This is a genomic window from Arthrobacter sp. YAF17 (assembly GCF_052113365.1).
Lineage (GTDB): Bacteria > Actinomycetota > Actinomycetes > Actinomycetales > Micrococcaceae > Arthrobacter.
On sequence record NZ_JBFRDB010000001.1, the window covers coordinates 212,394 to 236,711 of the forward strand.

25 protein-coding genes are annotated in these 24,318 nt (G+C 67.6%); 12 read left to right on the plus strand and 13 right to left on the minus strand.

The annotated features are described in order from the left end of the window. Nucleotides 1-17: 17 nt before the first annotated feature. The gene (locus AB4Y67_RS01050; RefSeq protein ID WP_441403967.1) at nucleotides 18-1,532 is read right to left on the minus strand and encodes a CYTH and CHAD domain-containing protein; all 1,515 of its coding nucleotides are present in this window, start codon (nucleotides 1,530-1,532) and stop codon (nucleotides 18-20) included. A gap of 101 nt (nucleotides 1,533-1,633) precedes the next feature. Here AB4Y67_RS01050 and hrpB point away from each other — a divergent pair, with 101 nt between their 5' ends. From hrpB to AB4Y67_RS01065, 3 genes are all read left to right on the plus strand, one after another. Then, nucleotides 1,634-4,306 carry an ATP-dependent helicase HrpB gene (gene hrpB / locus AB4Y67_RS01055; RefSeq protein ID WP_441403968.1) on the plus strand — a complete coding sequence of 891 codons (2,673 nt, stop codon included), beginning with the start codon at nucleotides 1,634-1,636 and terminating at the stop codon, nucleotides 4,304-4,306. A gap of 104 nt (nucleotides 4,307-4,410) precedes the next feature. After that, the gene (locus AB4Y67_RS01060) at nucleotides 4,411-4,683 is read left to right on the plus strand and encodes a hypothetical protein (RefSeq protein WP_441403969.1); all 273 of its coding nucleotides are present in this window, start codon (nucleotides 4,411-4,413) and stop codon (nucleotides 4,681-4,683) included. Continuing rightward, nucleotides 4,680-4,976 (plus strand): hypothetical protein, encoded by a 297-nt coding sequence (locus AB4Y67_RS01065; RefSeq protein WP_441403970.1) that lies wholly within the window; start codon nucleotides 4,680-4,682, stop codon nucleotides 4,974-4,976. Before AB4Y67_RS01060 ends, AB4Y67_RS01065 begins: the two co-directional genes overlap by 4 nt. Here the strand turns inward: AB4Y67_RS01065 and AB4Y67_RS01070 are convergent. Beyond that, nucleotides 4,967-6,289: a nicotinate phosphoribosyltransferase gene (locus AB4Y67_RS01070; RefSeq protein WP_441403971.1), complete on the minus strand. Its 1,323-nt coding sequence runs from the start codon at nucleotides 6,287-6,289 to the stop codon at nucleotides 4,967-4,969. The genes AB4Y67_RS01065 and AB4Y67_RS01070 overlap by 10 nt on opposite strands. A 90-nt stretch (nucleotides 6,290-6,379) precedes the next feature. Between AB4Y67_RS01070 and ligD the strand changes: the two genes are divergently transcribed. After that, entirely contained in the window at nucleotides 6,380-7,402 is a 1,023-nt protein-coding gene (gene ligD / locus AB4Y67_RS01075; RefSeq protein ID WP_441403972.1) for a non-homologous end-joining DNA ligase, read from the plus strand. Nucleotides 7,403-7,412: 10 nt separating this feature from the next. Here ligD and AB4Y67_RS01080 read toward each other — a convergent pair whose 3' ends face one another. Next, a complete protein-coding gene (locus AB4Y67_RS01080; protein ID WP_441404312.1) occupies nucleotides 7,413-8,300 on the minus strand; it encodes an amidohydrolase family protein in 888 nt (295 codons plus the stop codon). Nucleotides 8,301-8,341: 41 nt separating this feature from the next. After that, nucleotides 8,342-8,698: a hypothetical protein gene (locus AB4Y67_RS01085; RefSeq protein WP_441403973.1), complete on the minus strand. Its 357-nt coding sequence runs from the start codon at nucleotides 8,696-8,698 to the stop codon at nucleotides 8,342-8,344. A gap of 165 nt (nucleotides 8,699-8,863) precedes the next feature. Between AB4Y67_RS01085 and AB4Y67_RS01090 the strand changes: the two genes are divergently transcribed. Next, entirely contained in the window at nucleotides 8,864-10,147 is a 1,284-nt protein-coding gene (locus AB4Y67_RS01090) for a class I SAM-dependent methyltransferase (RefSeq protein WP_441403974.1), read from the plus strand. A gap of 30 nt (nucleotides 10,148-10,177) precedes the next feature. Here the strand turns inward: AB4Y67_RS01090 and AB4Y67_RS01095 are convergent, their stop codons facing one another. Beyond that, the gene (locus tag AB4Y67_RS01095) at nucleotides 10,178-10,849 is read right to left on the minus strand and encodes an alpha/beta hydrolase family protein (protein WP_441403975.1); all 672 of its coding nucleotides are present in this window, start codon (nucleotides 10,847-10,849) and stop codon (nucleotides 10,178-10,180) included. A gap of 85 nt (nucleotides 10,850-10,934) precedes the next feature. On the opposite strand from AB4Y67_RS01095, the gene AB4Y67_RS01100 reads away from it, so the two are divergent. The 3 genes from AB4Y67_RS01100 (at nucleotide 10,935) to AB4Y67_RS01110 (ending at nucleotide 12,563) form a co-directional block, all read left to right on the plus strand. After that, complete coding sequence (locus AB4Y67_RS01100) at nucleotides 10,935-11,930, plus strand: pirin family protein (protein ID WP_441403976.1); 996 nt, start codon at nucleotides 10,935-10,937, stop codon at nucleotides 11,928-11,930. A 25-nt stretch (nucleotides 11,931-11,955) separates the two neighbouring features. Next, nucleotides 11,956-12,303 carry a GNAT family N-acetyltransferase gene (locus AB4Y67_RS01105; protein WP_441403977.1) on the plus strand — a complete coding sequence of 116 codons (348 nt, stop codon included), beginning with the start codon at nucleotides 11,956-11,958 and terminating at the stop codon, nucleotides 12,301-12,303. A gap of 128 nt (nucleotides 12,304-12,431) precedes the next feature. After that, the gene (locus tag AB4Y67_RS01110; RefSeq protein WP_441403978.1) at nucleotides 12,432-12,563 is read left to right on the plus strand and encodes a hypothetical protein; all 132 of its coding nucleotides are present in this window, start codon (nucleotides 12,432-12,434) and stop codon (nucleotides 12,561-12,563) included. A 19-nt stretch (nucleotides 12,564-12,582) separates the two neighbouring features. On the opposite strand, the gene AB4Y67_RS01115 is transcribed toward AB4Y67_RS01110, so the two are convergent. Then, on the minus strand, nucleotides 12,583-12,885 hold the full coding sequence (locus AB4Y67_RS01115) for a DUF4193 domain-containing protein (protein ID WP_346926970.1): 303 nt from the start codon (nucleotides 12,883-12,885) through the stop codon (nucleotides 12,583-12,585). A 249-nt stretch (nucleotides 12,886-13,134) separates the two neighbouring features. Between AB4Y67_RS01115 and AB4Y67_RS01120 the strand changes: the two genes are divergently transcribed. Both AB4Y67_RS01120 and AB4Y67_RS01125 read left to right on the plus strand, forming a co-directional pair. Next, nucleotides 13,135-13,401, plus strand: coding sequence for a hypothetical protein (locus AB4Y67_RS01120; protein ID WP_441403979.1), 267 nt, complete (start codon nucleotides 13,135-13,137; stop codon nucleotides 13,399-13,401). Between the two features lie 81 nt (nucleotides 13,402-13,482). Continuing rightward, entirely contained in the window at nucleotides 13,483-14,220 is a 738-nt protein-coding gene (locus AB4Y67_RS01125; protein ID WP_441403980.1) for a response regulator transcription factor, read from the plus strand. On the opposite strand, the gene AB4Y67_RS01130 is transcribed toward AB4Y67_RS01125, so the two are convergent. From AB4Y67_RS01130 to AB4Y67_RS01140, 3 genes are all read right to left on the minus strand, one after another. Then, nucleotides 14,141-15,604 carry an ATP-binding protein gene (locus AB4Y67_RS01130; RefSeq protein WP_441403981.1) on the minus strand — a complete coding sequence of 488 codons (1,464 nt, stop codon included), beginning with the start codon at nucleotides 15,602-15,604 and terminating at the stop codon, nucleotides 14,141-14,143. The two genes, AB4Y67_RS01125 and AB4Y67_RS01130, sit on opposite strands and share 80 nt — an antisense overlap. 235 nt (nucleotides 15,605-15,839) lie before the next feature. Then, nucleotides 15,840-17,639: an amylosucrase gene (locus AB4Y67_RS01135; protein WP_441404313.1), complete on the minus strand. Its 1,800-nt coding sequence runs from the start codon at nucleotides 17,637-17,639 to the stop codon at nucleotides 15,840-15,842. Nucleotides 17,640-17,769: 130 nt separating this feature from the next. Then, complete coding sequence (locus AB4Y67_RS01140) at nucleotides 17,770-18,273, minus strand: HtaA domain-containing protein (RefSeq protein ID WP_441403982.1); 504 nt, start codon at nucleotides 18,271-18,273, stop codon at nucleotides 17,770-17,772. Nucleotides 18,274-18,455: 182 nt separating this feature from the next. Between AB4Y67_RS01140 and AB4Y67_RS01145 the strand changes: the two genes are divergently transcribed. Beyond that, nucleotides 18,456-19,436, plus strand: a complete 981-nt coding sequence (locus AB4Y67_RS01145; protein ID WP_441403983.1) for a S1C family serine protease — start codon at nucleotides 18,456-18,458, stop codon at nucleotides 19,434-19,436. Nucleotides 19,437-19,949: 513 nt separating this feature from the next. Beyond that, on the plus strand, nucleotides 19,950-20,912 hold the full coding sequence (locus AB4Y67_RS01150; RefSeq protein WP_441403984.1) for an AfsR/SARP family transcriptional regulator: 963 nt from the start codon (nucleotides 19,950-19,952) through the stop codon (nucleotides 20,910-20,912). 15 nt (nucleotides 20,913-20,927) lie between these two features. Here the strand turns inward: AB4Y67_RS01150 and AB4Y67_RS01155 are convergent, their stop codons facing one another. From AB4Y67_RS01155 to AB4Y67_RS01170, 4 genes are all read right to left on the minus strand, one after another. Beyond that, a complete protein-coding gene (locus AB4Y67_RS01155; RefSeq protein ID WP_441403985.1) occupies nucleotides 20,928-21,545 on the minus strand; it encodes a dihydrofolate reductase family protein in 618 nt (205 codons plus the stop codon). 112 nt (nucleotides 21,546-21,657) lie between these two features. Continuing rightward, a complete protein-coding gene (locus AB4Y67_RS01160) occupies nucleotides 21,658-22,950 on the minus strand; it encodes a Y-family DNA polymerase (RefSeq protein ID WP_441403986.1) in 1,293 nt (430 codons plus the stop codon). Beyond that, the gene (locus AB4Y67_RS01165; protein ID WP_441403987.1) at nucleotides 22,943-23,374 is read right to left on the minus strand and encodes a LexA family protein; all 432 of its coding nucleotides are present in this window, start codon (nucleotides 23,372-23,374) and stop codon (nucleotides 22,943-22,945) included. The genes AB4Y67_RS01160 and AB4Y67_RS01165 overlap by 8 nt, the downstream gene beginning before the upstream one ends. Before the next feature lie 500 nt (nucleotides 23,375-23,874). After that, nucleotides 23,875-24,306 carry a DUF2975 domain-containing protein gene (locus AB4Y67_RS01170; RefSeq protein ID WP_441403988.1) on the minus strand — a complete coding sequence of 144 codons (432 nt, stop codon included), beginning with the start codon at nucleotides 24,304-24,306 and terminating at the stop codon, nucleotides 23,875-23,877. Between the last annotated feature and the right edge of the window lie 12 nt (nucleotides 24,307-24,318).

Below are 24,318 nucleotides of genomic sequence, written 5' to 3' on the forward strand. Positions count from 1 at the left end.
GGGCGCCCGGCGGCCGCCTATTTCCAGTGGAACGGCTCGGGCGGTGACGTACTCCATGTCCGGAAGAATTGCTCGCGGGATTCCTCGCCGGCYACTTGCTCCAGGGCATGCAGCCGGCCGTAGGTGAAAGCAGCCTTTCCGCGATGATTGGCCGCCAGCTCGCGCAGCCGGTCCCGGGTGACCACGCTGTCATGGTGATCGCCCAGGCTCTCCTGGATCTCTTCCGCGGACCGTGCGAGCGTGGTTGCCCGCTTCCCGAAAATCGGGACCGCGGCTTCGGCCGCATAACGCAGCCGCTTGGCGCTCTTTCGGACCTCATGGAGTGCGGCATCCGTGGCCGGACTCGCGAAAGCGGCGTCGAGGGTATGTACTTCCCGTTTCAGGCTTTTGCGCTCCTTCGCCAGGAGCCGGCCCACCGTCTGCAGCGCGTCCTTCCCGGCAATGTCGGTCAGGGGCGGTTCCCTGAGGAAGGCATCCAGCGCATCGAGAAGGCGGAAGTAGCGGGCACTCCTGAGTGCAGCAAGGCCCTTTGCGCGGGCGCCGTGGGCTGCGGCCTCGAAGTGCTCCTCGATCTGCTGCACTACCGGACCCATCAACAGGTCCGGCGGTTCGGCGCCGATCAGGTCCAGCAGCCGGGCCCGCATCACCTCGTTGTCCCGGGCTTCACCCACGGCGCCGGCCAGCCATCGAAGTTCCGAGCGCAGCGACCGAGTGACCTCGGGGTCGGCAAGTTTCCGGAAGGTGGCCAGTGCGGACCGGATCCTCCGCGCTGACACCCGGAGCTGATGGACGGAGTCCGGCGCAGCCTCCCGGACCCCGGGGTCATGCCTCTTCAGCGCTGCGACCTGCTGGTTCAGGTAGGAAAGCAGCACCGCCGACGCCGGCCCCTCCGGCTCCGGCCCGGGTGCCGCTTTGTCGCCCGGAGGATACTGTCCGCCCAAGCCTCGGGCGAGTTTGGACGGCAGTGCCGACGGATGGTGTCCAGTTTCAGCGAGCAGTGTATCGGCGCCTTTGAGCAACTTCCTGGGGCCGTCGATGAGTTCTATTTCCCATTCCCGCCAGGCGGTGCGTGCCTCCGGCTCCAGCAGGGTCTGGGAATCCACCCGGTCGTCGCAGAAGTCGGCCAGAGCCGTTCCATCGGACGCAAAGAGTCGCTGGGTGGTCCGCCGGGTCTTCAGCCGCGCAACCGGAATCACGTCCTGATCCCTCGTATGGACCTGGACTAGTTGCCGCAGCCTCCGGGGCACGGAGTCCGGGTCTTTGCCCAACCGCCCCGTGAACTCCTGGCGTTCCCCAACCGCCACGGGGAGTTTCAGGTGCCATCCGGCGTCGTGGCCACCTGTCCGCCGGCGCAACGTGATCCCGCGGGTAGCCAGGGCCAGGCCGGCGGTATCGAAGTAGAAGGCGTCGAGCGCCTCTTCCTCGGGCGAGCCCACCCGGTCCACCCCCGGCAACGACTCCAGGACCGGCAGCTTGTCGTCCTCGCCGACGTCGTATTTTCGCTCCACTTCGAGCATCTCGGAGTCGGTCATGGCCAAGCGTAGGCCCCCTGGAGCTGGGGCCGCATGAGCCGAAAGTCCCGCATCAGCCGCGGAAGGGTCCGAGGCCCCGGCTTTGTAGGGACAATGGAAGCGTGACTTCTCCGGCCGTTCCGTTGCCCCCTGCTCCAGCGCCCTTCGATCTGGCGGTCATCGGGGCCGGCCTGGCGTTCGCGCACTCGCTCGGCGAGCTGGCCGACGCGCTCCGGGCCGGCGCACCATCCGCAACCGCCGTGGTCCAGGCGCCGCCGGGCACGGGCAAGACAACTCTCGTTCCGCCGGTGCTCGCCAACCTCGCCCTGGGCGCGGCCCCGCAGCCGGGGCGGACGGGCGCACCGCGCATCATTGTCACCCAGCCGCGACGGGTTGCCGCGCGGTCGGCCGCCCGGCGTCTCGCGGCGCTGGACGGCAGCCGGCTGGGGGACCGCGTGGGGTACACGGTCCGCGGCGAACGCCAGGCCGGGCCGGGCACCCTGATCGAATTTGTCACCCCCGGCATCCTGCTGAACCGCCTGCTCGCGGATCCGGGGCTGGAAACAGCCACCGCCGTCATCCTCGACGAGGTGCACGAACGCGGCCTCGAGACCGACCTGCTGCTAGGCATGCTCACCGAGGTCCGCCAGCTGCGCGGCGATCTCACCCTCGTCGCCATGTCTGCCACGCTGGACGCGCCGCGCTTCGCCGCCCTGATTGGCGACGCCGGGGAACCCGGCGACGCAGCGGGAGACGACGGCGGCGGGCCGGCGCCCGTCGTCGACTGTCCGTCCGCGCTGTACCCGCTTGAGGTCGAATGGCTGCCCGCGGCAGTGCCCCGGCTGGATGAACGCGGAGTGACGCGTGCCTTCCTCGACCACGTGGCGGACACGGCCGCTGCTTCGCACGCCGAAGCGCTGGCGACCGGCCGGGACGTGGATGCCCTGGTGTTCGTCCCGGGGGCGTGGGAAGTGTCCTATGTCGCTGGCCGCCTCCGCGGCCGGTCGCGCGCTGAGATCCTGGAGCTGCACGGGCAGGTTGGCCCCGCAGAGCAGGACCGCGCCGTCTCCGGGCGGGAGCCCGGCGGGAACCCGCGGATCATCGTGGCGACGTCGCTGGCCGAATCCTCCCTGACCGTCCCGGGAGTACGGCTGGTCATCGACTCCGGACTGTCCCGCGAGCCCCGGCGGGACGCGAGCCGCGGAATGTCAGGGTTAGTGAACGTGTCCTGCTCCCGGGCGTCCGCAGAGCAGCGCGCCGGGCGGGCTGCCCGCCAGGGGCCAGGCCGGGTGGTCCGCTGCTACGACCAGAAGACCTACGGTGCCGCACCGGCCCACCAGACCCCGGAGATCGTCGTCGCGGACCTCACCGGCGCCGCCCTGGTCCTGGCCTGCTGGGGGTCGCCCGGCGGCCGGGGGCTGTCGCTGCCTGACGCCCCGCCGCGGGCCGCGATGGACGAGGCCGTGGAAGTGCTGCGGGAACTCGGCGCGGTAGGTGYGGACGGTACCGCCACGCATCTCGGCAAGGCGCTGGCCGGGGTTCCCGCCGATCCCCGGCTGGCCCGGGCACTTCTGGACGGAGCCGCCGCCGTGGGGAACCGCGCTGCCGCGGAAGCCGTCGCCCTGGTCGCCGGGGACCAGCGAGCCCCCGGCGCCGACCTTCCGCGCCTCCTGGCCGCCCTGCGCACGGGCAAGGTTCCGGCGTCCCGGCGCTGGACGGAGGACGTCCGGCGGATGGAGGCGATCTCGCGCCAGGAGCGGTCCGGCGTCGCGCCCCCTCCCGCGACTGCCGTGAGCGCCGCGGAAGCGGTCGGTTACGTCGTCGCCCTCGCTTTCCCGGACCGCGTCGCGCGCAGGGTCCCCGGCGACGGGCCGGAACGGTACCTGCTCACCTCCGGGACGCGGGCCGGGCTGCCTGCCGGAAGTTCGTTGTCCGGGTACGAATGGCTTGCCGTCGCCGAAGTCACCCGGGCCCAGGGGCGCGATGCGGCCGGTACCGGCGCCGTCATTCGTTCCGCCGCGCCGCTGACGGCGGACACGGCCGAGGCCGCCGCGCGGCATCTCCTGGGCGACACCATGGAAGCCCAATTCAGCCAGGGCCGGGTCACTGCCCGGAACGAACGCCGGCTGGGCGCGATCGTACTTTCCTCCACTCCGGTGCGCCCCTCATCCGCGGAGGGCCGTGCGGCGGTAGCCCGGGCCCTGGCGAAGGAGGGGCTGGAGAGCATTGGATGGTCGACGGCGGCGGACGCCTTGCGCCGCCGTCTTGCGCTGGTGCGCCGGGAGCTCGGGGACCCATGGCCGGATGTGTCCGAGCCGGCGCTGCTGGCCCGGCTCGACGAGTGGCTGGAGCCTGAACTTCAGGCGCTGGCCGGCGGCGCTGCCACGAGCGGCATCGACCTGGGCGAGCCTCTGCGGCGCCTCCTGCCGTGGCCCGACGCCGCCCGGCTCGGGGACCTGGTGCCGGAACGGCTTGAAGTGCCGAGCGGCTCCTGGGTGAAAATCGACTACCCCGGGGTGGGCGACGACGGCGGGCGCCCGGTAGTGGCCGTCAAGCTGCAGGAATGCTTCGGCTGGGACCGGACGCCGCGGCTGGTGGGCGGCCGGGTGCCGGTGCTGTTCCACCTGCTCTCGCCCGCCAGGCGGCCCCTGGCCGTGACGGATGACCTGGCTTCATTCTGGTCCGGACCCTACTCCCAGGTCCGCGCCGAGATGCGGGGCCGGTATCCGCGGCATCCTTGGCCGGAGGATCCCTGGACGGCGCCGGCGACCGCCCGTACCAAGAGCAGGGGCTGAGGCATGGGCCGCTGTTACGTGATTGTGACGTGGCTCACGGCGTTTTGGGTATCCTAGAGGCGGTCAGGAAGTCGGCCGTTCATGCTTCACAGGGGATATTTATTATGACCAGCAAACTCGACATCACCGTCGCTGTCGATCTCAGTTCCGAATCTGCACTCGTGTCACCGCAAGGCAAACTCACCGTTCGCAACGTCACAAGCCTGATCGCCGTCGCCCGCCGGGCCGGCTCCTTCGGGTACGGCCTCGACACAGTGGTGGATCTGCGGAAGCTGACCGCCGCTGACCCTGAAGCCGTGGCCATAATTCGCGCTTCGGGCTGGCAGGGGAGCCATCTGCTCGGAGCCGGCAAGGCCGGCCGGGTGCGTGCCGCATGAGGCCCGAGGTGGCTGTCGGGTACGGTTCCCTCGCACATGGCCACGGGGCGGAGCTGATTTTCGATTCCTTCCGCCGGTGGCCCCTGGTGCCCTCCTCGCAGCTGGTGCGGCTCCGCTCGGCGCTGCTGCAGTGCGTCGAGCTGGCCTCACCGGACAAAGGCAGGGACTTGTCGGAGTCGGCTGGAAGGCTGTTGCAGCTCGTCACCGACGAACTGGAACGCCGCAATGACACCCCGGGCCCTGCAGTCCTGCCGGCGGGGTTTCGGCGGGCGCGGCGGCTGCCTCACGCATAGACGGTCGGGATGGCGGGGCCGCCCCGCTGCAGCCGGTTCACAACGGAGGGCAGCTCGGCCATGGTCTCAGCGTGCCGGCGACTGGCCCTCGCCACGGCCGCCGGCCCGGTCCAGCCCGGCAGGAGTTCTCCGTCCCGGATGAACTGCCGCAGCAGCGGCCTGCCGTTGGGTTCCTCCGCCGGCGGGTGGCCAACGCCCAGGACTTCATGCGTGGCTGTGCCCGATCCGTCGAGCCTGCGCCCCGCATACTTCCGGCCGCCGATGTTGATCTTGTCCTTGGAGCTCTTGGCCACCGCAATGAACTCGCCGGCGTCGTTGGTGCGGCTGACCAGTTTGTAGACCATGCCTGCAGTGGGGGCGCCGGAGCCCGTGACCAGCGCCGTGCCGATTCCGTATGCGTCGGCCGGGGCGGCCCGGAGGGCAGCGACGGAGTATTCGTCGAGATCGGACGTGACGACGATCTTGGTGTGGACATTGCCCAGACTGTCCAGCAGCTCGCGGACCCGCCGGGCCTGTGCCACCAGGTCACCGGAATCGAGCCGCACCGCGCCCAGCTTGTCCCCGGCGAGTCCGACGGCGGTCCGGACCGCCGCCTCGACGTCGTACGTGTCCACCAGCAACGTGGTCCCGGGACCCAGCGAGTCCAGCTGCGCCCGGAACGCCTCGCGTTCGGTGTCGTGCAGGAGCGTGAAGGAATGCGCCGCCGTGCCGACCGTCCGGAGTCCGAAACGCCGGCCGGCTTCCAGGTTCGAGGTTGCTTCGAAGCCGGCAATGACGGCGGCCCGGGCGGCCGCCGCGGCAGCCTCCTCCTGGGCCCGGCGTGAACCCATTTCAATGCACGGCCGGCCGCCGGCCGCGCTGACCATCCGGGACGCTGCCGAGGCGATGGCACTGTCGTGGTTGAGGACGGACAGCACAAAGGTCTCCAGGATGCAGGCTTCGGCGAAGGTGGATTCCACGATCAGGACGGGGGAGTAGGGGAAGTATGCCTCACCCTCCGGATAGCCCCAGACGTCGCCGGAGAACCGGAAGTCCGCGAGGCGGGCCAGCGTCTCGCCATTTACGACGCCGGTCCGGTCCAGGAACTCGAGCTCCGGCGCTCCGAAGCGGAACGAGGCAATGCCTTCCAGCAGCCGGCCGGTTCCGGCCACGATCCCGTACCGCCGTCCTTCCGGCAGTCCGCGGGCGAACGCCTCGAACACTGTTTTCCGCCCGGAAGCCCCGGAATGCAGGGCCGCCTGCAGCATGGTCAGTTCGTAGTGGTCGGTGTAGAGGGACGTAACGGGGCCGTCCCAGAGCGGCGTGGTGTCCATGATTAACCCTAGGCTCCATGGCGGCCGGTGGGCGCGACGCCGCCCGCCTGCCTATTCAGTTTGCCTCGGGACTGGGAGTACCTTGTCCCCATGGCCAAGGAAGAAGCGACTGTCACTGTCAGCAGCCCCAGCGGAGACCGGGAAATGAGGATCTCCAGCCCCGGCAGGGTCCTGTGGCCGCAGCTCGGGCTCACCAAGCTGGACCTTGCCCGGTACCTCGTCGACGTCGGGGATGCTTTCCTGGCGGCAAACGGCGACCGTCCCGTGACGCTCCAGCGGTTCGGCGGCGACGTCGACGGCGAGCAGTTCTTCTCGAAAAACCCGCCCAAGGGCGCCCCGGACTTTGTGCGCTCGGTCATGGTGGTTTACCCCAGCGGCCGCTCACATCCCCAGCTTGTGATCGACGACGTCGCCGCGGCGGTCTGGGCGGTGCAGATGAACACTGTGGTCTTCCATCCCTGGGCGTCGCGGGCCGGCAACCCGGACAACCCCGACCAGCTCCGGATCGACCTGGACCCGCAGCCCGGCACCGGGTTCGAGGACGCGATCCCGGCGGCGCAGGAACTGCGGTCCGTGCTGTCCGAGGCCGGACTGGAGTCCTTCATCAAGACCTCCGGCAACCGGGGGCTGCATGTGTACTCGCCGATCGAACCCACCCGCGAGTTCCTCGACGTGCGGCATGCCGTGATCGCCGCCGCCCGCGAACTCGAGCGGCGGATGCCGGAGAAAGTCACCACCGCCTGGTGGAAGGAGGAACGGGGTGCCAGGATCTTCGTCGACTTCAACCAGGCGAACCGCGACCGCACCATAGCCGGGGCCTACAGCCCGCGCGCCCTGCCCGGTGCCACTGTCTCCTGCCCGATCGGCTGGGAGGAACTGGAGCACGTCACCCCAAAGGACTTCACGATCGTCTCGGTGCCCAAGCGGCTCCGGGACACGGGCGACCCGTGGGCCGCCATGCATGCCACTCCGGGCACGATCGACGTCCTGCTCGGGTGGTGGGAGCGGGATCAGGCAGCCGGGCTGGGAGAAATGCCCTTCCCGCCGGACTTCCCGAAGATGCCGGGCGAACCGATGCGCGTGCAGCCCAGCCGGGCAAAGAACAAGGACTAGCTCCCCGGGACTAAACGTCCAGGAGTCGCTGGCCGTTGAACCAGCAGACCGTGCGCAGCCAGTCGTCGTCGAGGCGTGGCTCCTTGTCCCTCAGGCGTTCCAGGGCCTCCAGTTGGTGGGCGTAGGGGTAGGGAATGTTCGGGAAGTCGCTGCCGAGCACAATCCGTTCCGGCATCCCGGCCAGCCGTGCCAGAAGCTCAGGGGGGAAGGGCGCGGCGGCCTCGAAGAAGTCCGTGAAGACCATCGTGGTATCCAGGTGGACGCGGGGGTACCGGTCCGCCAGGTCCAGGAACTCGGCGTACTCGGGTGCCCCCAGGTGGGCGACGACGGCGGTCAGCTGAGGATGGCGGCGCATCACGCCTTCGAGTTTGTCCGGGCCGGTGAAGCCAGGCCGCGGCACCGGCCCGCTGCCGACATGGACCACAACGGGAACGCCGGTTTCGGCCAGCAGCCCCCACACCGGGTCGAGGATCGGCTCGCGCAGATCGAATCCGCCCACCTGCGCGTGGATCTTGAACACCCGCGCGCCGCGGTCCAACGCCGACCGCACCTGGTCCAGGACACCCTCTTCGGGGTAGAACGTCGCGCTCGGGACACAGTCCGGTTCTGCGGCAGCCAGACCGAGGGCGAAGTCGGTGAGGTCCGCCGCCATGCCCGGGCGGTGCGCGTAGGTCAGTGCCGTGAAATGCCGCAACCCCAGCCGGCGCAGCTGGGCCAGCCGGCTGGCCTCGTCCGAGCGGTAGGTGATCGGCCACGGCCGGCCGATCAGCGGACCGGACTCATCGAAGTGCGCCCACACCCGCTGCAGCATCCGTTCCGGAAGGAAATGAGTGTGGATGTCGATCAGCCCTGGAAGCCCAAGCCCTGCCCACCACTGCGGTACGTCAGTGTCCCGCATCGTTTCCACCTGGCCTCCTTCGACGTCGTCGTCAGAGAATCCTACCGCCGCCGGGCGCGGAGGATTCCCCGCACGGTGTACCCGACGGCGCAAACCAGTGGTGCCAGTCCTGCCAGCAGCGCGATGGTGTTGGGCCGGAACGTCACGTGCCCGCCGGGGTTGCGGCAGTAGACACCCAGCGGGAGCACGAAGCCCCCGCCCCCGCCGCCGGCCGCGGTGTCCTGGCCGTCGCCGAGAGCGGCGCTTCCGGCGTCGGAGTTTCCACCTCCGCCAAACCCAAAGGACACCAGGGCCACCGGAATCAGTTCCTCCCCGTCCACTGTGACGGCCGGTCCATAGGCCCGGGATACACCCACGTTTTTGAACGTCTCCGCGAGAGACGAAAGTGTTTCAGTCATGGCTACGACGATAGGCGTCCGGTCCGGGGCAGCGCCAGAGTCCTAGGCCCCGGACCCCCGGAACCGGGAACGGAGCTACGTCAGGGCCATACGGCCCCTATTTTCCTGCCGGACGTCGAAATAGATTGGGAACCGGACTATCGCACCGGAAGAGAGGCCATGATCATGACGAAACAGACCGGGGCGGCGCCGCGGCTGGCTGAAGTGCTCGCCATCGTGCTGGGCACCGATGGCGTCCCGCTGCGGATTAGGGCCTGGGACGGCACGGAGGCCGGTCCTGCAGACGCGCCGGTGATCGAGTTCCGGTCGCGTCGGGCATTACGCCGGATGTTGTGGTCGCCTGGCCAGCTGGGCCTCAGCCGCGCCTACGTTGCCGGGGACATCGATGCTCCGGGCGATGTCTTCGCCAGCTTCGCCGCCCTCAGTTCCGCCGGAAAGTTCGCCGAACCTGGACCGTTCCGCCGGCCCACCGCGCGTGAACTCGCCACAATCCTCAGGAACGCCGCCCTGCTGGGCGCCCTGGGACCCAACCCGGCACCGCCGCCGGAGGAGGCAAAGCTCGTCCGCACAGGCCGGCGGCACACGCGGAAGCGGGACGCCGCGGCCATCTCCCACCACTACGACGTCGGCAACGACTTCTACGCACTGGTGCTTGGCCCGTCCATGGTCTACTCCTGTGCTGTGTGGGAGGACGAACAGACCGGGCTGGAAGCGGCGCAGGACGCCAAAATCGATCTGGTCTGCCGGAAGCTGGGCCTTCAGCCGGGCATGCGGGTGCTAGACGTCGGATGCGGCTGGGGGAGCCTCGCCCTGCACGCGGCCCACAACTATGGGGTCGAGGTCGTGGGCGTAACGCTCTCCGGTGAACAGGCGGCCCTGGCGGGAAAGCGGGTGGCAGACGCGGGCCTGACGGATCGGGTGTCCATCCGCGTCCAGGACTACCGCGACGTCGACGACGGGCCGTTCGATGCGATCAGTTCCATCGGCATGTCCGAGCATGTGGGCCGGGAACAGATGCCCGCCTACGTTGCCAAGCTGTACGGGCTGCTCCGGCCAGGCGGCCGGCTGCTCAACCACGCCATTTCCTGGAACGCGGGACCCACCGCGCCGGATCCGGACTCGTTCATTCCGCGCTATGTGTTCCCCGACGGCGAGATGCTCGGCCTCGCGGAGATGGTCGGTGCGCTCGAGGCCGGCGGGCTGGAAGTGCTCGACGTCGAGGCCCTGCGCCGGCACTACGCACTCACCCTCCGGGCCTGGGTGCGGAACCTCGAGGAACACTGGAGCGAAGCCGTGGAACTGGCCGGGGAAGGGCGGGCCCGGGTCTGGCGGCTCTACATGGCCGCCAGCGCCCTGGGCTTCGAATCCGGCATGACCGGTGTCAACCAGATCCTGGTGCAGCGGCGCGGCGGGGCCGAACCGCCGCTGCGCCGGACCAGCTGGACCTGACGCGGTGCGGGGACTGACTCCGCGGAGGCCTCAGCCGGGACCGTGCGCTGCGATGAAGGCGGCCGCTGACCCGGCCAGCGAGGCGCCAACTTCGTCCGCGGTGCGCTTGGTTCCGGCGACGTCGAAAGTGTGACCGCCGCCGTCGCGCCACTCCAGCGTTGCCGTGGGGCCGATCCGGGCCACCACGGACTCCAGCAGCTCGGGCGTCGCGAACGGATCGCGGGTGCCCTGCAGGAAGAGCATGGGCAGCGTCAGCCCGTAGAGGTGTTCGTCGCGGAGCTTCTCCGGTTTGCCCGGGGGATGGAGCGGGTAGCCGAGGTAGATGAGTCCTGCCGCGGGCATCCCCTCGACGACCGCCATGGAGGCCATGCGTCCGCCAAAGGATTTTCCCGCGGCCCACAGCGGCTCGCCCCCGGACCGGGCCGTGGCCTCCGCCATGGCCGCGCGCCACGCCGCTATGGCGGCGGGGGGCCTGTCGGGGAATTTCCGGCCCGCCTCCCGGTAGGGGAAGTTGAAGCGGAGCGTTGCGACGCCCAATTCGTTGACGGCGCGGGTGAATCCGGCCAGGAACGGGTGTTCCATACCGGCTCCGGCACCGTGGGCGACCACCAGCGTGGCGGACGGCTTCTCGGGGCGGGCATAGACGCCCGATACGGTGGATTCGCCGACGGCGATCGTGACGGGCGACTCGGGGATGCTCATGAGTCCATCATGACGCCTGCAGTGCGTGCGGATGCTGCGGGAAACGGTCACGCGCGGCCGCGGGCGATACAGCTAGGCTGGTACCATGAGCAATACCGAGGTGGCCCCTCAGGAGATCCTTTGCGAAACGGAGGACGACGGCTCCGGCGTCGAAATCCTGGTTCCCCGCCAGGTCCCGCTGGGCGGGCCGCGGGCGATGGACGTCAGAAGGACCCTGCCACAGCGCCAGCGGAGCCTCATCGGCGCCTGGTGTTTCCTGGACCACTATGGCCCGGACCGGATCGGTGAGTCCGGTGGCATGCACGTGCCGAGGCACCCGCACACCGGACTGCAGACGGTCAGCTGGCTCTTCACCGGGGAGATCGAGCACCGGGACTCGGCCGGCTTCCACGCGGCCGTGCGGCCCGGCGAAGTGAACCTGATGACCGCCGGGCGCGGCATCAGCCACTCCGAATTTTCCACGCCGGAGACCGACGTGCTGCACGGTGCGCAGTTATGGGTGGCGCTGCCGGACCGGGCACGCCACATGGAGCCGACCTTTGAGCACTTCCGCCCCGAGCCGCGGACGGGGCCGGGCTGGACCCTGCGCGTTTTCCTGGGATCCCTGGCCGGCGCCTCCTCGCCGGTCGCCACCCACACGCCGCTGCTCGGCGCCGAGGTCCTGCTCGAAGCGGGCGCCACGCTGGACCTCGTCACGGATCCGACCTTTGAGCACGGACTGCTGGTTGACACAGGAACCCTCGAAGTCGATGGCCGCCCGGTGGCGCGGGACCACCTGGCCTATCTGCCGCCGGGGCGCACGTCAGTGGCCCTGGCAGCCGGCGTCGAGCCCGTGCGCCTACTCCTGATCGGAGGCGAACCCTTGGGCGAGAAGATCGTCATGTGGTGGAACTTCGTGGGACGCAGCCATGAGGAAATCGTCGACTACCGGACCCAATGGCAGGCGGAAATCGGCGCCGAGGATGTGCCAGCCGCCGGGACGGACGACGCGCGGCCGCGCTTCGGTGAGTTCCCGCCTGGGGAACCGGCGCCGCTGCCGGCGCCTGCGCTCCCGAACGCCCGGCTTCGCCCCCGCGAATGATCCCTCCCACTAAGAAACGAGAAATGTGTTAACCACCATCACGATCCGCAACAACCCCGACCGGCTGCGCTACGAGGTTCTTGACGGCGACACGGTCATCGGCCAGGCGGCCTACATCGACGACGGCGGAACCCACCGGATTTTCTACCACACGGTCATTGAGGAGGCGTTCGGCGGCCAAGGGTTCGCCGGCCGGCTCGCGGCGCACGCACTCGAGGACACAGCCGCCGCCGGCCTGAAGATTGTCCCCGTGTGCCCCTACATCAAGAAGTACCTTGAAAGCCACACGCAGTACGCGGCCAGTGTCCGGGCCGTCACACCGGCATTGCTCGGTGTCCTCAACAGCGCGTTGGCGCAACGCGCCCGGCGCTGAGCCTGCAGTAGGACTCTGACGCTTATTTCACCGTCAGTGTGCCGTGGATTTGCGGGTGGTAAATGCCGTGGAAGGTTTATGCTGCGGGCTGCGTTGGTGCGGTAAAAGTAGCTGAACCGCCGTTTCCCTTGACGTCCACGTTGAAGGCCGAGCCGTCGTCGGCGCTCACGGTGTGGCGGGCGCTGCCGGGTTCGTCCCACGACGCCGACGGCCCCGGCACCGGTCCTGCCGGTACCGGGGCCGTCGATGAGGAGTTGTAAATGTTCAGCCGGCCGGCTGCTAGCTCATGCAGTCGGCGCAGTACGCGTGGCCGGCCTTCTCACGCGCCAGCTGCGAGCGGTGCCGGACCAGGAAGCACGAGTAGCACGTGAACTCGTCTTCCTTCTGCGGAATGACGGTGACCGTCAGTTCCTCGCCGGACAGGTCGGCGCCCGGCAGTTCCACGCCTTCGGACGTGTCAGCCTCGTCAAGCTCACGGGTGACGCTGCGGGCGTCCGGCGCGTTCGCGGAGCGAAGGGCCTCTAGCGAGGCGTTGCGTGATTCCGCAACGTCGGATCGGACTTCGTCATAGTCGGTTGCCACCTGGTTGATTCTCGATTCCGTTGGTCTGGGTTTCCCGGGATTGAACGGTACAGCATCCACCCGTTAATTTGCTGGGTGTAAGGGGACTGTGGGAAGTGACCCTCATGACACCGGCGCGGTTGGAGAGAAAAGCAGCGGCCGGGCCCCGCCCCGGCACCCGTTCGATAATCGTCGCGCGGAGTTAATGTGCCGTTCACGGCGTGATCCTAAGCTGGACCCTTAGTCACCGTCCGCCGGAAGGGATCCATCATGGCCGATATCGCTGCAGTACTCGGACGGCTCACGCCGGAAGAAATGGACGGCCTGCGGGCCCTCGGCCCCGCGGGGCATCTGCCCAGACACCTGACGGAGGCCCTGGACCGTGCAGCCGGAGGCCCGGGGGCGGGACGCGGGTACTACGTTCCCACCGGCAGCGTTAGTTCCACCGGGGGACCACACTTTGTCCTGCGCAGCGACGTCTCCGGCTGGTTGTTCGGTCCTCCTGCCCAGGTTTCGCGGAACACCGGGAACGTTTAGGCCCCTCCCGGCGCACTCTCCTGCCGGCGCCCCACCGAGGCGCCGGAGGCGCATACTGTGTCTGAGGAGAGGAGTCCTGCGATGAGGATTTTGATGGTGGAGGATGAACGGCACCTCGCCGACACCGTCCGCCGCGGACTCGTGAATGAAGGGTTCGTGGTGGACGTGGCCCACGACGGCGTCACCGGCCTGTCGTCCGCCAGCGAATCCGCCTACGATGCCATCCTGCTGGACCTGATGTTGCCGCTCATGAACGGTTACGACGTGCTCAAGGAGCTCCGCCGCCGCGGAATCTGGACCCCGGTGCTGATGCTCACGGCGAAGGACGGCGAATACGACCAGACGGACGCCTTTGACCTGGGTGCCGACGACTACCTGACCAAACCCTTCAGTTTCCTGGTGCTCGTGGCCCGGATCCGCGCCCTGATCCGACGCGGGGCCCCGGAGCGGCCCGTGGTGCTGACTCTGGGGACCCTGTCGATCGACCCGGTCACCCGGCGCGTCCGGCGCGGCGCATCGGATATCCCGCTGACTGCCCGGGAGTTCGGACTGCTCCACTATCTGATGCGCCGGCACGACGAGGTTGTGTCGAAGGCGGAGATCCTCGACAACGTCTGGGATTCGGCCTTCGAGGGCGGGGACAACGTCGTTGAGGTCTACATCGGTTACCTGCGGCGCAAAATCGACGCCCCCTTCGGTGTCCGCAGCCTGTCTACCGTGCGGGGGATGGGTTACCAGCTCAGCTCCGACCAGCTTCCTGAGCCGGTGCAAGCTCCGCCCCCGCCTCCGGAGCCTCCCGCTCGAGCACGGAAAAAGTAATTTCGAAACGGCATTCACCGTCGGGGCCTTCGGCTGCCCGGATGGTGCCCTGGTGGGCGGTCATGATCCCGGCAGCGATCGCCAGGCCCAGGCCGCTTCCACCGCCTTCACGGGACCTGCTCTCGTCGAGCCGGACGAAGCGCTCAAAAATCCGGGTGCGCTCCGCCTCGGGTACGGGGACGCCGTCGTTGTCGACCGTGATGACGGCGCCGGCGTCCGTGGTGCGCAGGACGACGCGGATCCGGGACAGCGCGTGCCGCTCGGCGTTGTCGAGGACGTTCCGCAGGACCTGGCCGATGCGCCGGGCGTCGCCCCGGATCCGGACCGGGGTGAGGTCGGCGGAAACCTGATGCCGGCTCTCCGCGCGCAGCCTCCGGATTTCCTGGTCAACAACGTCATCCAGGTCCACCTCGGCATCCTCTATCGCCAGCCCCCCGTCGTTCGCCTTGGCGAGGGTGAGCAGGTCTTCCACCAGATAGCGCATGCGGTCGGTCTCGCCGGCAAGAACGTCCTTCATTTCGGTCCACATCGCGCCGGACGGATCCGCTGCGGCGATCTCGACGCCGGCACTCAAGGTGGCCAGCGGGCTGCGCAGCTCGTGGCTGGCGTCAGAGACGAAGCGGCGCTGTTCGCGGTCCGATGCCTGCAGCCTCTCCAGCATCATGTTCATGGTCAGGGCCAGTGCCTCGAGTTCGTCGTCGGTGCGCGGAACGTCGACGCGGCCGTCGAGGTGGTCGGCGTTGATCCGGGCAACCTGGCCCCGGATCCTTTCGACCTGCTTCAGCGAACGGCCCACCAGCAGCCACACGGATACGGCAACGATGGCCAGCAAGAGAGGCGTAGCCGCCAGCAAAAACCAGGCCACGGTGACCACAGTGTCGGACTGGACCTGCACCGAGGAGGCCACCACCACTGTATAGGGCGCTTTAGCGACCACTACACCGGCTGCGACCACATGGAAGTCATCGTTGTTGCCGATGTTCGGAAGGCTGGAGACATCCTGTGCCTGGGTCTGCCCCGGCGGGGGACGCAGCCCGGTCAGGGGCACTTGGGCGGCCTTGGGATCGGAGGCGGCAGCCACCTGCCCGGAAGAGTCGATGATTTGGACGTACTGGCCGGCGTAGCCCGTCAGCCGGATATATTCGGCCGCATCGTCCAGTTCATGGTCAGCCAGCTCAACGATCACGTTTTGTGCCCTCCGAAGGGAAGACGTGTCGATCGCGGCCGTAAGGGTGCTCTGCAGCAGCGCGATCCAGATGACGCCGCCGACCAGCAGGGCAACGGCCACGACGGCGACCGCGGCCGCCGTCGATCGCTTGCGCAATCCCCAGCTGGCCCGGCCGCGGTACCGGCCGGACGGGGTAGTGGACGTGAGCTTGTCCATGTTTCAAGAATGCGGCACCCGCGGTCCCCGGACAACCGCCACAGAACACTTTTAGGTTGCAGGATCCGGCGGAGGCCTTCTCAGCGTCCTCTCAGGTGCTTTAAGGCACAGTTGGACCAAGACGAAGTCCAAAACAGACTACCGGCCGCACTCTCTCCTCAACCAGTGTGCGGCCGGTCATTTTTTTGCGTTGTGACGCCCAGAGGTGCCCGTTCCGGTCCGCCAATGCGGGGCATCAGGACAGCGGCGTTACCCTAAGCCAGACGAACTCGTGGGGTTCGAGCGCGATGCCGTGTTCAAGGTTCGCGGGGGCTCCGGTCAGGATATCGAGGGCGTCGACTACGAATCCGGAGAGCGTGGCCGCCGCCACTGTCTGGGCCAGGTCACTGAAGTTGGCCAGCGCCAGGATCCGGGTTCCGTCCCCCGGCCGCTGGTAGCCGAGGACGCCTGGGTTCTTTGTTGCGAAATCCAGCAGGCGGGTGCCAGCCAGTTCGGGCGCGCGGGAGCGGACGGTGATCATGTTCCGTAGCCCGGCGAACACCGCGCCCTCCGGTGTGGAGGTGTCATGGCGCCGGGCATACCGGGCGGCGGGGAAGTGCGGCCTGTGGACCCAGCGGCTGTCGGTGCCGTGGCCGTCCTCAAGGGGGAAGTCGTAGTCGTTAACCTGCCCCACCTCGTCGCCAAGGTAAAGCAGCGGGATTCCGCCGGTGCTGAACGCGACCGAGTGTGCCAGCAGGATGCGGTCCACCGCCTGGCCGGTGCCGCCCTCCAGCCCGCAGAGGGACGCCGTCGTCCCGGAAATGCGGCAGTCGCCTGTCCGGGGGTTGTCCTGGAACGGAACGCCCCGGGCAAAGCTGCCCGGGAAGCGGTTGACGTAGAAGGAGTTCAGGAACCTCCGGTGGTCGAAGCCGTTGATGCCCAGCTCAGCGGCGTCCTCGTCCGCGAAGGTCCAGCCGATGTCGTCGTGGCTCCGGACGTAGTTGACCCAGGAGGTGGCCTCCGGAATGTTGTGCCGCCGTTCCAGCGCCTGGGCCAGCAGGGAGACATCCCGGGTGGCCATGGCTTCCCAGATGAGCGCCATCTGGAGCGGGTTATAGGAGAGCTGGCATTCTCCCGGGTCGATGTATTGCGCCACCTCGTCCGGGTGCACGATCGCCTCGGACTTGAACAAAAGCGATGGGGCCGCGATCCGGCACACGGCGTTGAAGGCACGCAGCAGCAGGTATGCTTCGGGCAGGTTCTCGCAGGACGTTCCGAGCTGCTTCCAAATGAAGGCAACAGCGTCCATCCTCAGGATGTCCACGCCAAGGTTGGCCAGGAAGAGCATCTCGCCCGTCATGGCCCGGAACACCTCAGGGTTGGAGTAGTTCAGGTCCCATTGGAAGGTGTGGAACGTCGCCCAGACCCAGCGCCCGTCCGGCATCGGAACAAACGAGCCCGGATGGTCATCCGGGAAGATCTCGCGCACCTGTTCCTCAAACGCGTCCGGCATGGTCCGGTCGGGATAGATCCAGTAGTAGTTGCTGTAGTCGGGATCCCCGGCGGAGGCCTTACGCGCCCACTCGTGTTCGTCAGACGTGTGGTTGAAGATGAAGTCCACCACCAGGCTGATGCCGTTGGCCCGTAGCTCGGCGGCAAGGGCGCGCAACTGCTCCATGGTGCCAAGGCTTGGGTTGACTTCGCGGTAGCTGGAGACGGCATACCCGCCGTCGGAGTGCGGCTCGGGCGCCAGGAACAAGGGCATCAGGTGAAGGTACGTAAGGCCCAGTTCTTTGAAGTACGGGATCCGGTCGCGGACACCGTCCAGGTTCCCGGCGTACCGGTCGACGTAGCAGACTCCGCCGAGCATCTCGTTGGTCAGGAACCAGCCGCTGTTTTGCCCGCGGACGTCGTCGAGGGACTTTAGCTCCGCCGGCCGCCCGGCCCACGATTGTGCGGCCTGCTGCACCAGGGCAGTCAACTGGTCCGCCCAGTCCGCGCGGGTGCCGTAGAGATCGTGGAACAGCCGCGCCAGTTCGGGGAGGTGGGCGTCCAGGCGGCCCCGGAAATCAGCCGCGTCCTTGTGTCTCCGGGCCCGGGCCCAGGGCCCGTAGCGGGGAGGGCGCGCTGGCGGGCTGATTCGACGGCATCGGCGATTTCAACCATGGAGGTTCTCCTTTGTTGGTCTAGCTGGCGACCCGGATGAACAGCGGATCCATCGGCTGCCCGGCCGCGTACTGGCCGTCGAAGAGTTCAGACCCCTCGGGAGAAATGACGACGTCGACGTGGTCCCAGACGAGGGACCCGTCGGCGTCGCGCGGTTTCACAGGGCTAAGGAAACCGACGGCGGTACGGTCCTGGCCGCCGCCGTCGCCGGTACTGATGGACAGTACGCCGCTGCCGGAGGTGAAAGTGATCCAGGGGTCCAGCAGCCGGACCAGGAGCATGCCGTGGTGCCCGGCCAGCCGGACGTCCCCCCGGAAGCGCAACACGCCGGTGCCGCGCGCGGCGTCGTAGTCGGACGTATCGGGGCTGAAGGAGAACAGCGACGATCCGGACACGGTGGCCCCGGCGGTCGCCGAAACCGACCCGTCCGGCAGGCTGGCGATGTAATCGATGAAACTGCGCTTGATGCCCCAGCTCAGGCCCGGCGGAGGCAGCGGATCGGGCGCGGTGTTCGCTGGGTGCACGTACGTTCTCCTGTGGCTGTGAGGCTGGTCTCTCCTGAGCCTATCGGCGGATTGCCCGCCGGATGAACTGCCGCCCGGTCGGCGCGACATCCGGAGTATTTCTCTGAGGGCGTAGGCGGCCCCGGACTACCTCCGAGGGGCCGGTGGTTGACTTAGATAAGTACCAGCTCTGGAGGTGCAATGTGGCCACAGCGACCAGCCGGATCCCCGGACCCGAGGCGTCCGGGGACCCTCTCGATTCCTACTCCGCGACGGTCATCCGTGTGGCCGCTGCCGTGACCCCGCATGTGGCCGCGCTCGAAGTGGACGGCACGGGCCGGCACGGCCGGTTCCGCACCGGCGCCGGATCCGCCGTTTTGTTCACGTCCGACGGGTACCTCTTGACCAACGCCCACGTGGTGGCCGGCGCCCAGCGGGGCAGCGCGGTGTACTCCGACGGGACACGCACAGCCGTGGACGTGGTCGGCTCTGATCCTCTCTCGGACCTCGCTGTGGTGCACGGGAAGGCGCCGACCGCCGCCCCTGCGGATCTCGGCGATGCGGAGTCGCTCCAGGTGGGACAGTTGGTCATCGCGGTCGGGAACCCACTGGGACTCTCGGGGTCCGTGACCGCCGGCGTGGTCAGCGGACTGGGCCGTTCAATCCCCGTATGGTCCGGCCGTAACCGCCGCATGATCGAGGACGTCATCCAGACTGACGCTGCCCTCAACCCGGGAAGCTCCGGCGGCGCGCTCGCGGACGCGCGGTGCAGGATCGTCGGCATCAACACGGCGGTGGCCGGGGCAGGGCTGGGACTGGCGGTTCCCGTGAACGCCACGTCCAGGCGGATCATTGCTGCCCTCCTGAAGGACGGCCGCGTCCGGCGGGCCTACCTAGGCCTTGTCAACACCCCTGTCCGGCTGCAGCCAAGCGCTGTGATCAGAACCGGACGCCGCGAAGGTCTGCTGGTGGTGGAAGTTCTGGCTGGTTCTCCCGCCGAGGGGGCCGGACTCCGGCCCGGCGATGTGCTCCTCAGCGTCGGCGAAACGGCAGTTTCCAATGCCGAGAGTCTTCAAAAACTGCTTTTTGCTGAGGCGATTGGCATGCCCCTGGAGTTGTCGGTCCTGCGCGACGGCGCGGAAACCACGGTGACCACCGTTCCCGAGGAGATGTCCGAGGAATGATGGATTTTCAATGCAGTTCCAAATTTCTAAGGGAATGCGGCTGGAAACTTTTTTCGTACGCAGGCGGGGTGAACTGTCATTTGGCAGCGGCCGGAAATATGCAGAAATAGCCCGCGCCGCTGAATTCTCGGTCAGGTGCGGCAGGGCGGCTCACGCACCTACTCACGGGGGGATAGTTCCGTTCAGCTACTGGCCTTCGGCCCCTCTGCGGCGACGCCGCCGTCCCTGTTCCTGGGTCCGCAAGGGGTGCAGATTCACCTACCCGCCGAAGTCGGGCCGACTGGGCGTGGCGATACTTGCCACAGGTTCCGAGTACTCACATTGTTTTCGGGCGGTACTTGGTGGCGCTCAAGGGTGTACTCGACTTTCCTCACGGTAAAGGAACGGGTAGCTTCATTGCTTGTTGTGCCCCGCTTTGCGTGTCACCGTTTCCGTAGAAAGTCGGACGGAAATGAGTCTCAGCACGCGTTTCAATAATTCCTTCCGACTCTCCGAATATGGATTAAGTTCTAAATGGGGAAATCGGAGATCAATGTGGACAATTTGGGCGTAAGTGCGCCGGCAATTTCGGTCCGGCTATTCGGGACCTTCGAAATCCGGAGAAATGGCGCCGTACTCACGGCCGCGGACATGGGCGGCTGCAAGCCCCGACACATCCTGGAAATTCTCCTGCTGAATCTGGGGACCCCTGTCTCCAAGACGCGCCTCGTGGAGATCCTGTGGGGACCACGGGCCAGCAGCGGCGCCGTCGCCAACCTGGAGAGCTATGTCAGTGGTATCCGCAGGGCGATCCAGCCGGGCAACACCAAGACGGGACCCCTGCGCACAGCGAACGGCGGCTATGTACTGGATCCGCAGCTGGTGGAGCTGGACCTGTCGGAGTTCCAACAGCTGGTCCATGCGGCCCGGCAGTCCGCCCCGGCCGAGGCTCACGAGCTGGCCCTGCAGGCCCTGAAACTCGCCGATGAGCCGCTGCTGGGCTTTGAGCTCGTGGCCGATTGGGCTGAAGATGCACGGACGCGGCATGCTGCCGAGAAGGTTGCCGCCCAGATTCTCGCCGCCGAGACCGCCGCTTTCCTCGACAAGCCACAGCTGACCATTTCGCTCGCACAGGCGGCCATACAGTCCGAACCGCTCAACGAACGTGCCTGGACCATTCTTGTCTCGGGGTATGAACAGGCCGGACTTCCGGTGGAAGGGCTGTCAGCCTACGAACGCTGCCGCCGGCTGTTTGACCGCGACCTGGGCTGTGCCCCTGGTCCGGCCTTGCAGGCCGCGCATTTGAGGCTGCTGCGGCAGCGCGCCGAGGGAAACACCGAGCTTTCCGAAGTCCTGGCGGCCCTGCTTTACCTCGGGGAACGTCTGCATGGCCCCAAGCGCACACAGTTTGCCGCCGAGGAATCCCGGCGCATGCATGAGAATGCCGGCCGGGTCCTCGATTCCTTCCTTCAGCAGGCGCTTGCCGCCGCCGTCTGACTGGGCGTGTCTGCCTTACTGGTCGCCGGCGGACATATCGCCGACACCGGGCGTGCCATCGGCGAGCGCGTAGCGCTGGAGCACCGCACCCATCGGTGAAGCGACCACCGGCTCGATGAGTCTGAGGTTTGTCGGGACCACTCCGTCGGCGAAGACCTTCTTCCCACTGCCGAGGAGGATCGGATAAACCCAGAGCGTGAGCCGGTCGAAGAGCCGCTCGGCGAGCAGGGTTTGTACGAAGTTGAGACTGCCGATGACGTGGATGTTGGTGTGCCGGTCGCGCAGTTCTCGCACGGCGGCGACGACGTCGGGTCCGAGCAGTGTGGAGCCGGCCCACTCCAGGTCCGGCCCCTGGCGTGAGGCCACGTATTTCGGGAGCCGGTTGAACAGCCGCGCGATGTTCCCGTCAGCGTGCGGCCAGTACGCGGCAAAGATGTCGTAGGTCCGGCGTCCCAGCAGCAACGCGTCCATCCCCGCCATTCCTGCGTCGATCTGCTCGCCGACCACCTTGTCTATGAGCGGCGCCTGCCAGCCGCCGAACGCGAAACCGTTGTTAGGGTCCTCCTCCGGCCCGCCCGGCGCCTGCGCGACGCCGTCGAGCGTGGTGAACAGGTCGATATGGATAAGTCCCATGCCGTGCTCCTTCTGTGCCGCCCGTCGTCGGCCGGCGACGGAATCACTTCGAGGCTGGCACACGTGCCTGGTGCGAAGCAACGGTGTTTTTCGGCGCTGTTTTCGGGGGCAGTCACGCGGCTTTGACGACGGGGAGCTCGGCCCAGTGCGTCGTGTAGCGCGGAGACAGCATGTCGCGCTTCATGCTCCAATCAGGTCCGCCCCGGATTCCGGCGTAGCCCAGGCCGATTGACCCCCGCCCATATCTTCGGCTGACATCCTCCAGCAGCGGGCCGATGCCGCGTTCCTCGTGTGGATTCTCGAACACCGCCAGGGGCGCCTGGTTGCCGGTGGGGCGCAGATCGGTGACCATGATGCCCGCGCGGACGTACTTAACGCCGTCGTCAATCCGGGGGAGCAGGGCGTAGGCTGCCCTCGCCAGGAGAACGGGGTCGGCGGTGGGCATCGGCAACGGCACGCACACGGAGGGGTTCGAGCTGCTATCCGGGTTGTAGTAGGACGTGGCGGCGAACGCCGTCAGCACCTTGGCCTGCAGCCCGTGACGCGCCAGCCGGGCGCTGGCCTGCTGGCCGTAGACGCCCAGCACCTGGCGCAGCCCGGCGCCGGTGGTGATCGGCGCCGCGAAGGACCGGCTGAAGATGAGCTGGTCGCGGCCGGTTCGTTCCTCTTCCAGGGGGATGCACGGCGTCCCGTTGAGTTCGAGGACCGTCCGCATCAGCACCACCGAAAAGCGGTCCCTGATCCTGATGGGGTCCGCACGCGCGAGGTCCAGCACGGTGTGGATTCCCTGTGCGTTCAGCCGTTTGGTCAGCCGCGCGGCCACACCCCAGAGTTCGACCACGGACAGACCCGCCATGAGCTTCTCGCGCTGGGCGGCGGGGACAGCGTCCCAGTGGCAGACGCCGTCGAACGCCGGATTGTGTTTCGCCCACTTGTTGGCGAGTTTCGCTAGGGTCTTGGTGCCGGCGATCCCGACGCAGACGGGGACTCCGACGTTCCGGCGCACCGCCGTTTTCATGGTGTGGCCCAGGCGCTGCAGTTCCTCCGGGCTGCCGTTGACGCCAAGGAAGGCCTCGTCGATGCTGTAAACCTCCAGCCAGGCGGAGTAGCGGCCGAGGAGCTCCATGACGCGGGCGCTGATGTCGCCGTAGAGCTCATAGTTGCTGGAACGCGCCACGAGCCCCCATTCCTTCGCCCGGGGTGCGAGCTTGAACCAAGGCTCGCCGAGGGGGATCCCGAGGGCCTTCGCTTCAGGGGAGCGGGTGACAGCGCAGCCGTCGTTGTTGGAGAGCACCACGAGCGGACGTCCCTCCAGGGAGGGGTCGAAAGCGCGTTCGGCGCTGGCGTAGAAGCAGTTCACGTCAACCAAGGCGATGCTGCCCCGGCCGGGGGTAGCCCTAGACATGGTGCAGGCAGCGGGTCGCGACGCCCCAGACGACAAGGTCCGACAGCGCCGGAACCCTGATGTCCGGGTAGCGGGAGTTGTCGGCCTGCAGCACTACGCCCGCGGCCGTGATGCGCAGCCTCTTGACCGTGAGCTCGCCATCAAGGACCGCGACGACGACACAGCCGTCGCGGGGCTCGAGCGCGCGGTTTACGATCAGCTCGTCGCCGTCGCTGATCCCGGCGCCCTCCATGGAGTCCCCGGACACCCTGACGATGTAGGTGCTGGTGATGTCCTTGATGAGGTGTTCGTTGAGGTCGATGCGGCCGTCGAAGTAGTCCTGGGCCGGAGAAGGGTAGCCTGCGGCAACCGGCACTGGCGAGATCAGGACCGACAGAAGAGAAGTGCCCGCGTCTATCACGCGGGGCCCAATGATTACGCCCACAACACACCTTTATTCGAATATATGTTCGATACATTCAGTGTAGCCCCGGGCGCTGACATTGAGCAGACCCGGGCGCCGGCGCGGGCCTTCGTCGGACGGCTTGAACGCCAGTGGGACAGCCTGGGCCGTGCGGCGGCTTCAGTCCACGGCCGGCCGTTGCGACCGCAGGATTTGCAGGTACTGAACAGATCGTCGAAGGGGGCAGAAATGTGATGGCCCGGGCAGTAGGGTGACTGCATGGATGAAACGCCGCGATTCCGTTCACCGCGATGGTGGCCTTGGGCCGTTGCGATCCTCCTCTTGATCACCGTGAACTTAACGCTTCTGGGGTCTAGAAGCGGCGGGTGCGTTGACTACACAATCGAGTCTGGCGCTACGAGCATGTGTACTAGCGGCCCCGCGCTCAGCACGGATGGCACGTGGATTTTGGCGACAGTGAGCGTGGTCGCCGTCGTCTTCTTCGCGGGGCGCCTCGTGCACGCAGTTAGAGCCCGCAGGGACTAACCTGTCACGGACGAGGTAACGAGAGAGCTCGCTGCGATCAGAGCGATGAGTCCTGCGGCGATGAGTCCAAGCATCACGCCTGGGGGCGTGTAAGCCAGTACGTTCAGAGCGATGAACGCTGCCACGACGAGCGCGAGGAAGGCGAGGAGACAACCAACCATCGCGCGCAGCCACTTGTCAGCGGATGAATCGACTCCGTGGTCGCGGGCGCATATGACCAGCCGCAGTCCAATGACGGCAATGGCTTGCCAGCAGGCAATTGCGCAGATTCCCCAGATGATGGCAGGAACCGCGAGGGGCTCGACTTCCGGGAAGACAGCAACTGCTCTCTCCACCGCGGAGGGGATGATCCATACCTGCGCGAACACGGACATGAGCAGCAAGATGCGAAGTCCCGCAATCAGCGCGAACGAGGTTCGACGAGTCATCTGCGCCTCCTG

What these genes read in the sequence shown, in the direction of transcription:
- AB4Y67_RS01130 (WP_441403981.1), bottom strand. Translation starts at nt 15,604, where the DNA reads ATGGACAAGCTCACGTCCACTACCCCGTCCGGCCGGTACCGCGGCCGG.
- AB4Y67_RS01085 (WP_441403973.1), bottom strand. Translation starts at nt 8,698, where the DNA reads ATGACTGAAACACTTTCGTCTCTCGCGGAGACGTTCAAAAACGTGGGT.
- AB4Y67_RS01120 (WP_441403979.1), top strand. Translation starts at nt 13,135, where the DNA reads ATGGCCGATATCGCTGCAGTACTCGGACGGCTCACGCCGGAAGAAATG.
- ligD (WP_441403972.1), top strand. Translation starts at nt 6,380, where the DNA reads ATGGCCAAGGAAGAAGCGACTGTCACTGTCAGCAGCCCCAGCGGAGAC.
- AB4Y67_RS01100 (WP_441403976.1), top strand. Translation starts at nt 10,935, where the DNA reads ATGAGCAATACCGAGGTGGCCCCTCAGGAGATCCTTTGCGAAACGGAG.
- AB4Y67_RS01060 (WP_441403969.1), top strand. Translation starts at nt 4,411, where the DNA reads ATGACCAGCAAACTCGACATCACCGTCGCTGTCGATCTCAGTTCCGAA.
- AB4Y67_RS01155 (WP_441403985.1), bottom strand. Translation starts at nt 21,545, where the DNA reads ATGGGACTTATCCATATCGACCTGTTCACCACGCTCGACGGCGTCGCG.
- AB4Y67_RS01160 (WP_441403986.1), bottom strand. Translation starts at nt 22,950, where the DNA reads ATGTCTAGGGCTACCCCCGGCCGGGGCAGCATCGCCTTGGTTGACGTG.
- AB4Y67_RS01090 (WP_441403974.1), top strand. Translation starts at nt 8,864, where the DNA reads ATGACGAAACAGACCGGGGCGGCGCCGCGGCTGGCTGAAGTGCTCGCC.
- AB4Y67_RS01125 (WP_441403980.1), top strand. Translation starts at nt 13,483, where the DNA reads ATGAGGATTTTGATGGTGGAGGATGAACGGCACCTCGCCGACACCGTC.
- AB4Y67_RS01095 (WP_441403975.1), bottom strand. Translation starts at nt 10,849, where the DNA reads ATGAGCATCCCCGAGTCGCCCGTCACGATCGCCGTCGGCGAATCCACC.
- AB4Y67_RS01080 (WP_441404312.1), bottom strand. Translation starts at nt 8,300, where the DNA reads ATGCGGGACACTGACGTACCGCAGTGGTGGGCAGGGCTTGGGCTTCCA.
- AB4Y67_RS01065 (WP_441403970.1), top strand. Translation starts at nt 4,680, where the DNA reads ATGAGGCCCGAGGTGGCTGTCGGGTACGGTTCCCTCGCACATGGCCAC.
- AB4Y67_RS01070 (WP_441403971.1), bottom strand. Translation starts at nt 6,289, where the DNA reads ATGGACACCACGCCGCTCTGGGACGGCCCCGTTACGTCCCTCTACACC.
- AB4Y67_RS01170 (WP_441403988.1), bottom strand. Translation starts at nt 24,306, where the DNA reads ATGACTCGTCGAACCTCGTTCGCGCTGATTGCGGGACTTCGCATCTTG.
- AB4Y67_RS01150 (WP_441403984.1), top strand. Translation starts at nt 19,950, where the DNA reads ATGGGGAAATCGGAGATCAATGTGGACAATTTGGGCGTAAGTGCGCCG.